Origin of the sequence: Bacillus cereus group sp. BfR-BA-01492 (genome assembly GCF_022662815.1) — a bacterium.
Lineage (GTDB): Bacteria > Bacillota > Bacilli > Bacillales > Bacillaceae_G > Bacillus_A > Bacillus_A cereus_BD.
This window is the reverse complement of the sequence record NZ_JAKUEH010000001.1, coordinates 143748-158845: the sequence shown is the minus strand read 5'-3', so window position 1 is coordinate 158845 and position 15098 is coordinate 143748. Positions and strand designations below refer to the sequence as shown.

The window sequence follows — 15098 nt, the reverse complement described above, 5'->3', positions numbered from 1 at the left end:
CGGGTTCAAATAAAGGGGCTCAAACTGAATCAGTTTGAGCTTTTTATTTGTCTATAAAGCAGGAAGACAATATATACATATGGAATACAACAATAATTAAAATGAAAATAGAAAGAGGAAATGAAATGAAAAAAATATGGAAAAGAATGGACTATTCATTATTACTTCCTCTTATTATTTTATGTGTGTTGGGAGTTATAATGGTATACAGTGCTAGCTCCATCGTTGCGATTATGAAGAATAAACCAGCGAACTTCTTTTTTAATAAACAATTATTCATTTTAGCTATTGGAGGAAGCGTATTCGTTCTTATTTCGATTATTCCGTATAGACTTTGGAGAAAAAGAATTATTGTAGTATTAATGAGCTTGGGAAGTATAGGATTATTAGCAGCGGCTTATTTGTTTGGTAAAGAGGTAAACGGTGCAAAAGGCTGGATATTAGGAATACAGCCGGCAGAATTCGTGAAAATAGTCATTATTATTTTATTAGCTCGTTTTTTTGCAAGGAAACAAGAGACGGATACGCCGGTTTTTCAAGGTTCCGCACTTACACTGTTTGTTGTTGGTTTGATCATGTTTATTATTTTAAAGCAAAATGATTTAGGAACGGACATATTAATTGGGGGCATGGTAGGAATTATGTTCCTTTGCTCAGGTGTTCGTATTAATATATGGATAAAACGATTTATATTAACCTCTATCGTTTGGATTCCTGTTCTGTATTTTATAGGGAATCACATGCTTAGCGAATATCAAAAAGCTCGTTTTGCTGTGTTTCTCGATCCATTTGCAGATCCACAAGGGAATGGATTTCAACTCATAAATTCGTATGTTGCTATTGCTTCAGGAGGTCTACATGGTAAGGGGCTAAGTAATAGTATACAAAAATATGGATATTTACCAGAACCGCAAACCGATTTTATTATGGCAATTATATCTGAAGAGCTTGGTTTTATCGGGGTAGCGATTGTTTTAATTAGTTTGTTACTGATTATTATTCGCGCATTTCGAATTGCACAAAAATGTAAAGATCCTTTTGGCAGTTTAATTGCAATTGGACTTGCCAGTTTAATTGGTGTTCAAACGTTTGTTAATGTTGGTGGTATGTCTGGCGTAATCCCACTTACTGGTGTACCTTTACCATTTGTCAGTTACGGTGGTAGTTCTTTAACGGCAAACTTAATTGCGATGGGCATATTATTTAATATAAGTAGTCATGTGAAACAGCAAGAGAAACAACGAAGAGAAGTGGAACCGGAAAGAGAGAAAAAGGAACCGCATCTTGTTGTGGTGAAATAAAGTGAAAGAATGATGAGTATTACAACATTATAATTTCCAGAAAAGAGGTTGTCCGAAAAGTTATATTTTAGGGCAACCTCTTTTCTTATAAGTTAAAGTGTTATACTTTTTGTTTGTTTGCAATAAAAGTATGTCATTTTTATTCGAATATGTTATACAAAAAGGGTGTTAGAATGTGGAGAGGTATGCTATACTATTTTTATGAAACAAATTGATTAGAAAACTTATCATTTGTTGAAAAATAAGGTATGATGTATAAAAATAAAGTGAAACTTTCTAGGTATAGGTTGAAAAAGAAAGTGAAGAACTTCACGCTCTTTAGGGTGTGTATCTATGTCTATGTAATCTCTAGAGTGGTAGGAAAGTAGAGGGGGAAAATTATGACAAAGCTGCAACGCATTAAAAAAGTATTGGTAGCTAATCGTGGAGAAATTGCAATTCGTGTATTTAGAGCTTGTGCAGAGCTTGGTTTAAGTACAGTTGCAATTTATTCAAAAGAAGATAGCCGTTCTTATCATCGATATAAAGCGGATGAATCTTATTTAGTAGGGGAAGGCAAGAAGCCGATTGATGCTTACTTGGATATTGAAGGGATTATTGAAATTGCTAAAAATAACAATGTAGATGCTATTCATCCTGGTTATGGCTTCTTATCAGAAAATATTCAATTTGCAAAACGCTGTGAAGAAGAGGGAATCATTTTTATTGGACCGAAAAGTAAACACCTAAATATGTTTGGAGATAAAGTAAAAGCAAGAACACAGGCGCAATTAGCAAATATTCCAGTCATTCCTGGTAGCGATGGACCTGTGGATTCATTAGAAGATGTTGAAGAATTTGCGGCAAAATATGGATACCCAATTATTATTAAAGCTTCCCTTGGTGGTGGCGGTAGAGGTATGCGTATTGTTCGCAATCATAATGAGCTGGAAGAATCATATAATCGAGCAAAATCAGAAGCGAAAGCAGCTTTTGGTAACGATGAAGTATATGTTGAAAAATTTGTTGAAAAACCTAAGCATATAGAAGTGCAAATATTAGCAGATGAAGAAGGGAATGTCGTTCATTTATATGAACGAGATTGCTCTGTACAACGTCGTCATCAAAAAGTGGTTGAAATTGCACCAAGTGTATCACTTTCGGATGACCTGCGCCATCGTATTTGTCAGGCGGCAGTGAAGTTGACGAAAAATGTGAATTATTTAAATGCTGGTACAGTGGAATTTCTTGTGAAAGGTGATGATTTTTATTTCATCGAAGTAAATCCACGTGTACAAGTAGAACATACGATTACAGAGATGATTACAGGGATTGATATCGTACAATCACAAATCTTAATCGCAGATGGCCACACTTTACATAGCGAGATTGTGAGCATACCAAAACAAGAAGATATCATCATTCATGGTTATGCCATCCAATCACGTGTAACAACAGAAGATCCGCTCAATAACTTTATGCCTGATACAGGAAAAATTATGGCATACCGTTCGGGTGGAGGATTCGGTGTTCGTCTTGACACAGGTAATAGCTTTCAAGGGGCAGTTATTACGCCGTACTATGATTCTTTACTTGTAAAAGTGACAACTTGGGCACTTACATTTGAACAAGCTGCCGCAAAAATGGAGCGTAACTTAAAAGAATTCCGTATTCGTGGTATTAAAACAAATATTCCATTCTTAGAGAATGTAGTGAAGCATAAAAATTTCTTATCAGGAGAATATGACACATCATTTATAGATGCATCACCTGAATTATTTGTATTCCCAAAACGAAAAGACCGTGGTACAAAGATGTTGAGTTATATCGGGACAGTAACGGTAAATGGTTTCCCAGGAGTAGGGAAAAAAGAAAAGCCGATTTTCCCAGATGCACGTATACCAAATGTAAAACATTATGAACCGATCCAAATAGGCACAAAACAAATTTTAGATAAGCATGGTGCAGATGGCCTTGTAAAATGGGTACAAGATCAAAAACGTGTACTGTTAACGGATACAACATTCCGTGATGCCCACCAATCTCTATTAGCAACGCGTGTGCGTACAAAAGATTTAATGCAAATTGCTGAGCCGACGGCGAGAATGTTACCAAATTTATTCTCTACAGAGATGTGGGGAGGAGCTACATTTGATGTGGCATACCGTTTCTTGAAAGAAGACCCATGGGAACGATTACTGCAACTTCGTGAAAGTATGCCGAATGTATTATTCCAAATGTTACTTCGTTCAGCAAATGCAGTGGGCTACAAAAACTATCCAGATAATCTCATTCAAAAGTTTGTAGAATGTTCTGCGCAAGCTGGCATTGATGTTTTCCGCATATTTGATAGTTTAAACTGGGTTGAAGGTATGAGAGTTGCTATTCATGCTGTACGAGATAGCGGTAAGATTGCGGAAGCAACAATGTGTTATACAGGGGATATTCATGACTCAATGCGCAGTAAATACGACTTGCAATACTATAAAAACTTAGCAAAAGAACTAGAAGCATCTGGTGCCCATATTTTAGGTATTAAAGATATGGCTGGATTATTAAAACCAAATGCGGCTTATGATCTCATTTCAGCCTTAAAAGATACGGTATCAATTCCAATTCACCTTCATACGCATGATACGAGTGGAAATGGTATCTTAACGTATACGAAGGCAATTGAAGCTGGCGTTGATATTGTCGATGTAGCAGTAAGCTCTATGGCAGGCTTAACGTCACAACCAAGTGCAAATACGTTATATTACGCATTAGGTGGGAATGAAAGACAGCCAGATGTCAATATTCAATCGTTAGAAAAACTTTCTCATTACTGGGAAGATATACGAAAATATTATGCGCCGTTTGAAAGTGGTATGAATGCTCCACATACTGAGATATATATGCATGAAATGCCAGGCGGTCAGTATAGTAACTTGCAACAACAAGCGAAAGCAGTTGGATTAGGAGATCGTTTCGATGAAGTAAAAGCGATGTATCGCCGTGTGAATGATATGTTCGGGGATATTGTAAAAGTAACACCATCATCAAAAGTTGTTGGGGATATGGCATTGTTTATGGTACAAAACCATTTGACTGAACAAGATATTTTTGAACGTGGCCATGCTTTAGATTTCCCAAGCTCAGTTGTTGAGATGTTCTCTGGTGATCTTGGACAGCCATATGGTGGTTTTCCAAAAGAATTACAAAAAATTATCTTAAAAGGAAAAGAGCCATTAACTGTAAGACCAGGTGAATTATTAGAACCAGTGGACTTTGATGCTTTAAAAGAAGAGTTATTCCATAAGCTAGGACGCGAAGTAACAATTTTTGATGTTGTTGCATATGCGTTATATCCAAAAGTATTTATGGATTATGAGAAGGTTGCAGGACTTTATGGAGATGTATCTGTGCTTGATACTCCAACATTCTTCCATGGTATGAGACTTGGAGAAGAAATCGGTGTTGAAATTGAACGTGGTAAAACATTGATGGTGAAATTAGTTTCAATTGGAGAACCACAACCAGATGGAACGCGTGTACTTTACTTTGAATTTAATGGGCAACCTCGTGAAATTGTTGTGAAGGATGAAAGTATTAAGGCGACAGTTGCACAACGCGTGAAAGGAAATCGTGAGAACCCAAATCACATTAGCGCAACAATGCCAGGGACAGTTATTAAAGTTGTTGTGAATGAAGGCGATGAAGTGAAAAAAGGTGATTCTATGGCAATTACAGAAGCAATGAAAATGGAAACAACTGTTCAAGCGCCGTTCAATGGAAAAGTGAAGAAAGTGTACGTGAAAGATGGAGATGCAATTCAAACAGGAGATTTATTAATTGAATTGGAACAATAATGATAAAAGCAACTACAAGTCAGTTGATTTTATCTAACATGGATTCGTCGTTGTAAATCATAAACATAAAGAAAACGAGCTGCTTGATCGCAGCTCGTTTTCTTTATGAAAAGAATCGTTTGTTTTCTGTTGAGGACGATTGGTTTGCATTTACCTTACTTCGAGTTCCTAACATGACTAAATAACATAATACAGCAAAGAGACATGAAATAAAGAGAGAGTGCAGTAATGCCATTGTGAGACTAGCGTTTGTATATACAACTAAAATTCCTACGATTGCTTGAAGTGTAACAAGGATGAATGAAGTAATCCATCCAAGGTATACGACGCGTTCCTGTTTATAATGACGAATAGCGAGAATCATTGCGTATACGATCCAAGCAAATAGTAAGATTGCAGCAATACGATGTCCCATTTGCACCCATTCATGTAATTGAGTAGGCCATGGTCGATTTTTACTACAAAGCGGAAATTCTGGACATGCTAAGCTTGCACGCTCATGACGTACAAGAGCTCCTGTATAGACAACAAGATAGCTGTAAATTGTTACACCATAAATATGGAATTTCATCTTTTTATCCATAATAAGAGAACGTGCATCAAATTTTTTATCGATTTCAAAAATGAGACACGCTAATAAAATAACAGAAGCAAACGAAATTAAGGAAATACCAAAATGAATAGCGAGTACAGCAGGGACTTGTCCCCAAACAACAGCTGCTGCGCCCATTAATGCTTGTGCAACTAAAAACACAAAAGATAAAATAGCAAGCGGTTTTGTTTCGCGCACATGTTTATAATATTTCCAAGATAAAATACAAAGGAGTGTAACAAGAATTCCTGCCGATCCAGATGTTAAACGGTGACTTAGCTCAATAATTGTTTCCATTGATAGATTAGATGGAACAAGTTCACCGTTACAAAGTGGCCATGACTTACCGCATCCTTGACCAGAATCAGTTTTTGTAACTAATGCTCCCCCTAGTAGAACACCTAATAGGTCTAGGCTTGTAATGACTGCTAACCATTTAATAAAGCGTTGCAATCTTTTTCACCATCTTTCTGTTATGAAGTTATTGTAAAATATTTTCATTCCGATTGCGTTTGGAGAGTCAAACGCATTACAGTCCTAATAATATATAAAAACTAATAAAATAGCAAAGAAATGAAGAGGTAGAATAAAACGCGTTCAAAAAGAAAAAACGGATCAAAAAATACATATTTTAGTGAAAAATACTTTTATTATGAAAAGAAATGGGGAGAATGCATGCTAAATATGACAAAATAGTTTATTATAGAGGATAATATCATGTTATGATAGGGATGAACCGGAAAAAGTTTTTAAATATTCGACACAAAAAGTTCATGTTTTCTTCACAAAATGTTTGGGAAATATGATTTAATATATGGGAGTATGAGCGTAGAGTAGCAGTGGAATGAGTTAACAATATTTCTATTGTAATAATATAGCTATATAGAAGCGTACTGCTTTAGAGAGTCTAAGCACAGAAGAAGGACGAATGTTTTAAGAGGGGGTTGAAATGATGAACCATGCAACAAGTGAACTGCATGATGAGTCAGCTGTAACAGATGTACCGGAGACAACGCGTGTCCAAGATTTATTAGCGCTCGTTAAAATGGGGATTGTCAATTCAAATACATTAACTGTATTTACTGGATTTTGGTTAGCGCTACATTTTAATGGGTTGAATGCTTTAGAGCATTTAGATAAAATGTTCTTTACAATCGTAGGTTCCGCACTCATTATGGCAGGGTCATGTAGCTTAAATAACTATATTGATCGCGATATTGATCACTTAATGGAGCGGACAAAAAATCGTCCGACGGTAACAGGAAAATATAAACCTGGATTTGTATTAACGTTAGGTGTTACTTTATTACTTCTTGGATTTGTATTTTTGTTATTGACAACAGCGATGGCAGCATCTATAGGTTTTATTGGTGCTTTCACATATGTCGTTTTATATTCTTTATGGACAAAAAGAGCATATACGCTAAATACAGTGGTAGGTAGCGTATCTGGAGCGGTTCCGCCTTTAATTGGTTGGGCGGCAATTCATCCTAGCTTAGATCATCCAATCGCTTGGATGTTATTCTTAATTATGTTTATTTGGCAAATCCCACATTTTCTCGCTTTAGCGATGAAGCGTGTTGATGAATATCGAAATGCAGGAATTCCAATGCTTCCGGTTGTTCATGGATTTGATATTACAAAACGCCAAATTATGATTTGGACAGTATGTTTATTACCATTACCATTTTATATGAGTGGGCTTGGCATAACATTTATGGTAATTGCAACATTGCTTAACATCGGATGGATTGTTTTGGGATTCTATGGATTCCGTAAGAAAGATGACATCAAATGGTCCGTTCAAATGTTTGTCTACTCCTTGAATTATTTGACAATCTTATTTGTGTCAATGATTGTAGTTACATTCTTCTAAGACAACGACACGAGTGGATTTCTTTACGTTGAGATTTACTTTACTTATTATAAAGTATAATCTAATTCACAAAGAAAGTGGGGGTTGTTTGTATGAAGAAACAGTGGCGACTGTTTTCGTTCGTTTCACTGATGGCTTTACTGTTAGGGGGATGCGGTAAAGCCTTTCAATCTACTTTAATTCCACAAGGTGAAGTAGCGAAAATGCAATATGATTTACTGTTGTTAGCAAGTGCAATTATGGTAGGTGTAGTATTGGTAGTTACTATTATTTTCTTGTATGTAATTGTGCGTTTCCGACAAAGGAAAGGGCAGGAGGATTACATTCCACAGCAAGTTGAAGGAAATCACAAACTAGAGATTATATGGACAGTTATTCCAATTATACTTTTATTGATATTAGCTGTTCCAACGGTTACATATACATTCAAACTTGCTGATGTAAGTGCAATGGAGAAAAAGAATATCGATAAAGACACAATCGTTGTTGATGTAACAGCGAATCTTTATTGGTGGGAATTTTCTTATAAATCAGAAAAGATAGTGACTTCTCAAGATTTAGTTATCCCCACAGGTAAGAAGGTTTATTTAAATTTGAAAGGTGCCGACATTAAGCATTCGTTCTGGGTTCCATCATTAGCTGGAAAAATGGATACGAATACAGATAATGTAAATAAAATGTGGTTAAAAGCAGATAAAGCGGGCACTTATAATGGATTTTGTACAGAATTTTGTGGTCCATCACATTCATTAATGCAATTTAAAGTAAAAGCTGTTAATGAAAGCGAGTACAAAAATTGGATTGCTGATATGAAGAAAATTGATGGCAAAAAAGAAGTAGCTTCTACAAAAGAGCAAGAAGGTAAAGAAATATTTGATAAAAGCTGTATTGGTTGCCATGCAGTTGGATCAAATGATAGTAGACCACCTTCTGCACGTATCGCACCAAACCTAGCAAACTTCGCTAATCGCGATATGGTTGCCGGCATTGCCGAAAACAATGATGAAAATGTGAAGAAATGGCTGAAAGATCCTGAAAATATGAAGCCAGGAAATAAAATGACTGGCAAATATGGAAATTTAACGGATGCCCAAGTTGATGCATTAAATGCATATTTGAAGACGTTAAAAGTTGAGAAATAATAGGGATTATGATTTGCGAAGGGGAGGTTGAAGACGTGAGTTCTGTAGCAAAAAAACAGGGGATGGGTGCTGTTATATGGGATTATTTAACGACAGTAGACCATAAAAAAATTGCCATTCTCTATTTAATTGCAGGTGGATTATTTTTTATCATCGGCGGAATAGAAGCACTATTTATCCGTCTACAATTAGCAATTCCAAACAATGATTTTCTTGTTGGAGATGCTTACAATCAAGTATTAACGATGCACGGTACAACAATGATTTTCCTCGCAGCTATGCCGCTTGTGTTTGCATTTATGAATGCTGCTGTGCCACTTCAAATTGGGGCGCGTGATGTAGCATTTCCATTTTTAAACTCACTTGGATTTTGGTTATTTTTCTTTGGAGGCGTATTTTTAAACTTAAGTTGGTTTTTAGGAGGAGCTCCTGATGCAGGGTGGACATCGTATGCATCGTTATCTTTAGCTTCTGAAGGACATGGTATTGATTTTTATGTATTGGGATTGCAAATATCAGGTCTCGGTACGCTAATTGGTGGTATTAATTTTCTTGTTACGATCATTAATATGCGTGCACCAGGAATGACATATATGCGAATGCCGATGTTTACATGGACAACATTTGTCACATCTTCACTTATTTTATTCGCTTTCCCACCATTAACAGTTGGATTAGGGTTACTTATGTTAGATCGTTTATTTGGTACAAGTTTTTTCAACCCAGCTTTGGGAGGGAATACGATTATATGGGAGCATTTATTCTGGATCTTTGGGCATCCAGAAGTGTACATTCTTATACTTCCAGCTTTCGGAATATTCTCAGAAATCTTTGCGACATTTGCCAAAAAACGATTATTCGGCTATTCATCGATGGTATTTGCAACAGTATTAATTGGATTTTTAGGATTTATGGTATGGGCACACCATATGTTTACAGTTGGTCTCGGTCCTGTTGCGAATGCTATCTTTTCTGTTGCAACGATGGCAATTGCAGTACCGACGGGAATTAAAATCTTTAACTGGCTCTTTACAATGTGGGGAGGAAGTATTCGTTTTACAACACCGATGATGTGGGCTGTTGGTTTTATTCCATCATTTGTAATGGGCGGTGTAACAGGGGTTATGCTTGCTTCTGCACCAGCTGATTATCAGTTCCATGATAACTATTTCGTTGTAGCGCATTTTCACTACGTAATCGTTGGAGGCGTTGTGTTTGGTTTATTGGCAGGAGCGCATTATTATTGGCCTCTTATGTTTAACAAAGTATTGAATGAAACATTGGGGAAATTTACATTTTGGTTATTCTTTATCGGTTTCCATTTAACGTTCTTTATTCAACACTTCCTTGGATTAATTGGGATGCCGCGCCGTTATTACACGTATTTACCAGGTCAAGGATTAGAAATGGGGAACTTAATTAGTTCGATTGGTTCTGCGTTTATGGGACTTGGAACAATCGTTCTTTTATATAACATCGTGAAAACGACAGTGTCTAAAGAACAAGCAGGGCGTGATCCATGGGATGGTCGCACGCTGGAATGGACGATGCCTGCTCCTACGCCAGAATATAACTTTAAGCAATTACCGTTCGTCCGCGGATTAGATCCTTTTTGGATTGAGAAACGTGATGGGAATAAAGAGATGACACCAGCAGAGCCTATCGGTGACATCCATATGCCAAACGCTTCATTTTCACCATTTGTCATATCGCTTGGCTTATTTATAGCAGCATTTGGCGCGATGTATATGCAAGGTGGAAAAGATAAGTTTTGGCTCTTGGTAGCCATTATTGGGCTTATCATTACATTCGGTACAATGTTCTTCCGATCTATAATTGATGATCACGGTTATCATATTCATAAAGAAGACTTGGATGATAAGGGGGGCACGGCATAATGCATGTAGAGGAAAAATTAACGAATGAAACATTTCCAGCAGAGCCTGAAAAAGCAACCCTCGAAGGAAAAAATAAGTTTGTCGGATTTTGGCTGTTCCTTGGAGGCGAAACAGTATTGTTCGCTTCCTTGTTTGGAACATATTTAGCATTAAAAAATTCAACAAACGGTGGTCCTTCTTCGCAAGAAATGTTTCAAATGCCACTTGTGTTTATTATGACAATGCTTCTATTAACAAGTAGTTTAACGAGTGTATATGCAATGTATCATATGAAGAACTTTCATTTTAAACAAATGCAGCTTTGGTTACTTGTTACGGTGCTGTTAGGTTTAGGGTTTCTAGGGTTTGAAATTTATGAGTTTTATCATTATGCGCACGAATTTAAGCATACTATGAGAAGCAGTGCATTTGGTTCAGCTTTTTATGCGTTAGTTGGCACGCATGGATTACACGTATTGTTTGGACTATGTTGGATTTTAACTTTGATTTTTCGCAATGCGAAACGTGGTTTGAATTTATATAATGCTCCAAAGTTTTATGTTGCATCTATTTATTGGCACTTTATTGATGTAGTTTGGGTGTTTATTTTCACTGTAGTATATTTGATGGGAATGGTGGGATAAACAATGGCGACAAAGCAAACAAATAATTCAAAGGTAGATCTCGTTTATCGTAGAAGAAAAAGTGCAGAGGAAATGAAACATCAAGTTATTACATTTGGATTAATGATTTTTTTGACAATTGTAGCATTTGTAGCAGTGGCGTATCCAAAGACATTTAGTCCTATTTTCTCTGTCCCGTTTATTTTATTATTAGCGGTCGTTCAAGTCATATTTCAATTGTATTATTTTATGCACATGAGTCATAAAGGACATGAAGCAGCTTCGTTCTTTCTATACTCTGGATTGTTAATCGGACTATTAACGGTTTTGGCCTTCATGACAATTGTGTGGATATAAGAAGACATGAGGGGAGGGCCTTTGGATTACTATGGCCCTCCTTTTTTATGAAGCGACTACATTTTTGAAAGGTGGGTGTAAATCATGAGTAACTTGTGGATATTTGGTTTTCAAGCATTATGGAGTCCGATTTTTTTCATATTTATGATTTCGATTCTCATCTGTTACTTTTTCATCATTGGACCGTATAGAACAAGATTTGAACATGCAGAAAAGGTTAGTAAAAAACAGATATTTTATTTTACGTCAGGAATTATTCTTCTATATATTGTAAAGGGAGGACCGATTGATTTAATAGGACATATTATTTTCAGTGCTCATATGCTTGAAATGGCAGTGATGTATATCGCGGTACCTCCATTACTGTTATTAGGAATACCAGTTTGGTTATATAGCTATATTACATCTTTTAGAGCGATTCAAGTTATTTTAAAGTTATTTGCGAAACCATTGATTGCTTTATTTGTATTTAATGGCTTGTTTTCTTTTTATCATTTGCCACTTGTATTTGATGCGGTAAAGCAAAGTCAAGTAGCGCACCCCATTGTTTTAGCTATATTGTTTTTTACATCGGTAATGATGTGGTGGCCGATGTTAAATCCATTGCCAGAGCAACAGTCATTAAGTGATATAAAAAAGTTAGGATATATGTTTGCTAACGGTATTTTATTAACGCCAGCTTGTGCATTAATTATTTTTGCAAGCGAGCCATTATTTGCGACCTATACAGATTCAAGCGCTTGGATGAAAGCGATGGAACTTTGTGTACCAGCAGGGACATTGACCGATTTAAATATTACAGGTCCAGAGTTTTTGCATTGGATGCCCGTTGTACAAGATCAGCAAACGGGTGGTATCATTATGAAAATTGTTCAGGAAATCGTGTATGGTACAATGATTGGATATGTATTTTTTAAATGGGCTCGTAAAGAACGGGAAAAAGATGAAGAACAATTACAAGCAGTTCCGCCATATTTGCAAACAAAATAAACAGAATAGGGAAAGTTTTCGGGAGAACAAATAAAACAGGCGCATATCTGTATCGATGCGCCTGTTTTATTTAAGTTGCCTATAAAAGTCTAATTCGTGAGGAATGAAGAATGATGAAAGTGTCACCTTATTCAATCATTTGAAATTCTTTTAGTTCTTTTTCAATATTTTGAAGAAGTTGTTCACTTTTTTGAATAACATTTGTAGGGAAAGTTTCATCTGTACCATACTCAACACCGTGTGGATAATAATGTTTTCCTAACAGTGGTGCAAGCAATTTAATCTGTGCGTGTCGCCCTCCAATATCTCCTTCGACTGCGACACCTTGTACTCTTAAATAATATACATCTTTTAATATCTCGAATTTATAATCATATGTAACCCTCTCATAATCCCATTGGCCTGCTAGCACGAAATGGTGATTTTTCATAATTTCTGTAAGAAGTGTAAAGTCAATTACTGTTCCAATGAGTTTTGAATTTGCGAATTGCATGGAATCCCTCCTTATAAAATAGTAGACGTCAATTTTATAATAGTATGAAAAATTAGAAAACGCAATTCGTATTGGGAGAAAAGAGAGAATCACAACTTTTTTCATCAAAATATGGTATAGTGAAAGAAAAGAGTACGGTACACACAAAAGGGAAAGACTAGTAAGGAATTTGTGTATATCTCAACTTTATGTTTGCCCAGGAGGTATATCGTTTGAAGAAATTATTGCGTATCGTAATGATTACGATTTTTATTTTAGCTATTGATTTGTACGGGAAATTACTCGTTTCACAATATATATTAAGCCCTTCTCATTATAAGCAAGAACAAAAACTCGTAAAGAAAAAGAAGCCGGTAACTGAGGGAGAGGCACAAACGATTGCTGACTTTTTAGGGAGAGATGCTGAAAATTTACTAGCCAAGTGGGGGGAGCCATCTCGGATTGAGCCTTCTGCATATGGATATGAATGGTGGGTATATAATCAAGATTTATCACAATATGTTCAATTTGGAATTGCTGAGCATAAAATTGTAACAGCTTATGCAGCTGGAGATCAAGTTGATGTGACACCATTTCGTATGAATGAAAAATATGAAGAAGCATATAAAAAGAAGCCATTTTCTCATGAGATTTCTTTGAAAAAGGGAAAGAATAGTTATCAATTTGAATTGTCTGATACTGAAATAATGGAACAACCACTTATTTCAATTGAAGAGGATAGTTGGGCACAGTTGTATTTTGATCACTTTACGCATGAGCTTGTTGGAATTCGTTATATGGATGATGATACATTACTACGTCAAAGACCGTATCAACTTGTATATTCCGGTGAATTAATGCCAGAACAACCGATGTCTCCAGAGAAAATGTCACAAGTAGAACATGGAAATATGCAGCAAATTTTAGATTTAACAAATATTATTCGAGAACGTCATCAGTTACCTTTATTAACATGGGATCAACAAACTGCAGATGTTGCATTTGGACATAGTAAAGATATGAAGGAAAATAATTATTTTTCACATGATTCACCAAAATATGGCACATTAGGAGATCGATTACAGCGAGGGCAAGTGGCTTTCCAATTAGCTGGTGAAAATATAGCAGCTCAACATAGTGATGGGATTGCTGCACTGCAAGGCTGGTTGAATAGTGAGGGTCACCGAAAAAACTTGCTAAATGAGCAGTTTACTGGACTTGGTGTCGGTGTATATGACAAGTTTTATACGCAAAATTTTATAAGGAAATAAAAAGGTGCATGAATCGTTTAAAAATAGGCGAACCATGCGCCTTTTTTTTCTTACAATATAGTAGATATATATGAAGAGGTGAGGATTATGCCAACGACAAAAAGAGCGTTACATCCTTCTGTTCAACAATTTAAAGAGTTTGTTAATCATCATCCTAAAATGGTTCATGAAGTTCGCAGTGGCCAAAAAACATGGCAACAATTTTATGAAGAATGGTATTTACTTGGGGAAAAAGATGAAATATGGAAACAGTATCAAGCGGATGGTGAACAAGTATCTTCTCCAGCACAAGAAAGTAAAGAGGAAAGAACTTCAGATTTAATGGAGCAAATGCTTTCTTTTTTCAAAAAATTAAATGTAGAAGAGATGCAGCAACATTTAACAAATGTAACGAGTGCAATCGGAAGTGTCCAACAAGTGATTCAACAATTTAAAGAGAATCGTACACAACCAGAGCAAAGAAATTCTGAAAATAATCCGTTTTTCTTTCAAAAAGATTAGGGGGAAAAGAGGATGAGAGCGGAACTGATGGAATTTATAAAAGCGAATGAAGATTTAGAACGCTATATTCGAGAAGAGCCATATTGGTATCGTAAACTGTCGCGTAATCCAGATGAAAAGGAAGCTTTTGAACTCGCTGCTTTACAACATTTCAAAAAAACTATACCGGATAAAGTAGAAAAATTTCAAAATCAATTAGCGGTGGCGTCCATTATGATTGATATGTTTCAATACATGGCTCAGCAAAATGCAACGTAATGGGAAAGAAA

At 36.0% G+C, this 15098-nt stretch carries 13 protein-coding genes; 11 read left to right on the top strand and 2 right to left on the bottom strand.

Annotation, left to right across the window (positions count from 1 at the left end):
• The first annotated feature begins 125 nt into the window (after positions 1–125).
• Complete coding sequence (locus MR063_RS00780) at positions 126–1301, top strand: FtsW/RodA/SpoVE family cell cycle protein (RefSeq protein ID WP_242192817.1); 1176 nt, start codon at positions 126–128, stop codon at positions 1299–1301.
• Positions 1302–1681: 380 nt separating this feature from the next.
• Positions 1682–5128, top strand: coding sequence for a pyruvate carboxylase (gene pyc, locus MR063_RS00775; RefSeq protein ID WP_242192814.1), 3447 nt, complete (start codon positions 1682–1684; stop codon positions 5126–5128).
• A 103-nt stretch (positions 5129–5231) separates the two neighbouring features.
• Here the strand turns inward: pyc and MR063_RS00770 are convergent, their stop codons facing one another.
• Complete coding sequence (locus tag MR063_RS00770) at positions 5232–6173, bottom strand: COX15/CtaA family protein (RefSeq protein ID WP_242192812.1); 942 nt, start codon at positions 6171–6173, stop codon at positions 5232–5234.
• A 499-nt stretch (positions 6174–6672) separates the two neighbouring features.
• On the opposite strand from MR063_RS00770, the gene cyoE reads away from it, so the two are divergent.
• The 6 genes from cyoE to ctaG all read left to right on the top strand — a co-directional run bounded on the left by cyoE (position 6673) and on the right by ctaG (position 12585).
• Positions 6673–7596 carry a heme o synthase gene (gene cyoE, locus MR063_RS00765; protein WP_242192810.1) on the top strand — a complete coding sequence of 308 codons (924 nt, stop codon included), beginning with the start codon at positions 6673–6675 and terminating at the stop codon, positions 7594–7596.
• A 92-nt stretch (positions 7597–7688) separates the two neighbouring features.
• Positions 7689–8738: a cytochrome c oxidase subunit II gene (gene coxB, locus MR063_RS00760; RefSeq protein WP_242192808.1), complete on the top strand. Its 1050-nt coding sequence runs from the start codon at positions 7689–7691 to the stop codon at positions 8736–8738.
• 62 nt (positions 8739–8800) lie between these two features.
• A complete protein-coding gene (ctaD, locus tag MR063_RS00755; protein ID WP_242193323.1) occupies positions 8801–10636 on the top strand; it encodes a cytochrome c oxidase subunit I in 1836 nt (611 codons plus the stop codon).
• Positions 10636–11259 carry a cytochrome c oxidase subunit III gene (ctaE, locus tag MR063_RS00750; protein WP_048721906.1) on the top strand — a complete coding sequence of 208 codons (624 nt, stop codon included), beginning with the start codon at positions 10636–10638 and terminating at the stop codon, positions 11257–11259. Before ctaD ends, ctaE begins: the two co-directional genes overlap by 1 nt.
• A gap of 3 nt (positions 11260–11262) precedes the next feature.
• Positions 11263–11595, top strand: coding sequence for a cytochrome c oxidase subunit IVB (gene ctaF, locus MR063_RS00745; RefSeq protein WP_242143533.1), 333 nt, complete (start codon positions 11263–11265; stop codon positions 11593–11595).
• Between the two features lie 84 nt (positions 11596–11679).
• Positions 11680–12585, top strand: a complete 906-nt coding sequence (gene ctaG, locus MR063_RS00740; protein ID WP_242143532.1) for a cytochrome c oxidase assembly factor CtaG — start codon at positions 11680–11682, stop codon at positions 12583–12585.
• Between the two features lie 127 nt (positions 12586–12712).
• Here ctaG and MR063_RS00735 read toward each other — a convergent pair whose 3' ends face one another.
• A complete protein-coding gene (locus MR063_RS00735; RefSeq protein WP_242192803.1) occupies positions 12713–13078 on the bottom strand; it encodes a YugN family protein in 366 nt (121 codons plus the stop codon).
• 212 nt (positions 13079–13290) lie between these two features.
• Here MR063_RS00735 and MR063_RS00730 point away from each other — a divergent pair, with 212 nt between their 5' ends.
• The 3 genes from MR063_RS00730 (at position 13291) to MR063_RS00720 (ending at position 15087) form a co-directional block, all read left to right on the top strand.
• The gene (locus tag MR063_RS00730) at positions 13291–14328 is read left to right on the top strand and encodes a CAP domain-containing protein (protein WP_242143530.1); all 1038 of its coding nucleotides are present in this window, start codon (positions 13291–13293) and stop codon (positions 14326–14328) included.
• 87 nt (positions 14329–14415) lie between these two features.
• Complete coding sequence (locus MR063_RS00725; RefSeq protein ID WP_242192801.1) at positions 14416–14829, top strand: YlbD family protein; 414 nt, start codon at positions 14416–14418, stop codon at positions 14827–14829.
• A 12-nt stretch (positions 14830–14841) separates the two neighbouring features.
• Complete coding sequence (locus MR063_RS00720; protein ID WP_242143528.1) at positions 14842–15087, top strand: YlbE-like family protein; 246 nt, start codon at positions 14842–14844, stop codon at positions 15085–15087.
• The last annotated feature ends 11 nt before the right edge of the window (positions 15088–15098 follow it).

Bases quoted from the DNA above. Each gene is read 5' to 3' on its own strand.
- MR063_RS00780 (WP_242192817.1), top strand. From the start codon at position 126: ATGAAAAAAATATGGAAAAGAATGGACTATTCATTATTACTTCCTCTT.
- pyc (WP_242192814.1), top strand. From the start codon at position 1,682: ATGACAAAGCTGCAACGCATTAAAAAAGTATTGGTAGCTAATCGTGGA.
- cyoE (WP_242192810.1), top strand. From the start codon at position 6,673: ATGAACCATGCAACAAGTGAACTGCATGATGAGTCAGCTGTAACAGAT.
- coxB (WP_242192808.1), top strand. From the start codon at position 7,689: ATGAAGAAACAGTGGCGACTGTTTTCGTTCGTTTCACTGATGGCTTTA.
- ctaD (WP_242193323.1), top strand. From the start codon at position 8,801: ATGGGTGCTGTTATATGGGATTATTTAACGACAGTAGACCATAAAAAA.
- ctaE (WP_048721906.1), top strand. From the start codon at position 10,636: ATGCATGTAGAGGAAAAATTAACGAATGAAACATTTCCAGCAGAGCCT.
- ctaF (WP_242143533.1), top strand. From the start codon at position 11,263: ATGGCGACAAAGCAAACAAATAATTCAAAGGTAGATCTCGTTTATCGT.
- ctaG (WP_242143532.1), top strand. From the start codon at position 11,680: ATGAGTAACTTGTGGATATTTGGTTTTCAAGCATTATGGAGTCCGATT.
- MR063_RS00735 (WP_242192803.1), bottom strand. From the start codon at position 13,078: ATGCAATTCGCAAATTCAAAACTCATTGGAACAGTAATTGACTTTACA.
- MR063_RS00725 (WP_242192801.1), top strand. From the start codon at position 14,416: ATGCCAACGACAAAAAGAGCGTTACATCCTTCTGTTCAACAATTTAAA.
- MR063_RS00720 (WP_242143528.1), top strand. From the start codon at position 14,842: ATGAGAGCGGAACTGATGGAATTTATAAAAGCGAATGAAGATTTAGAA.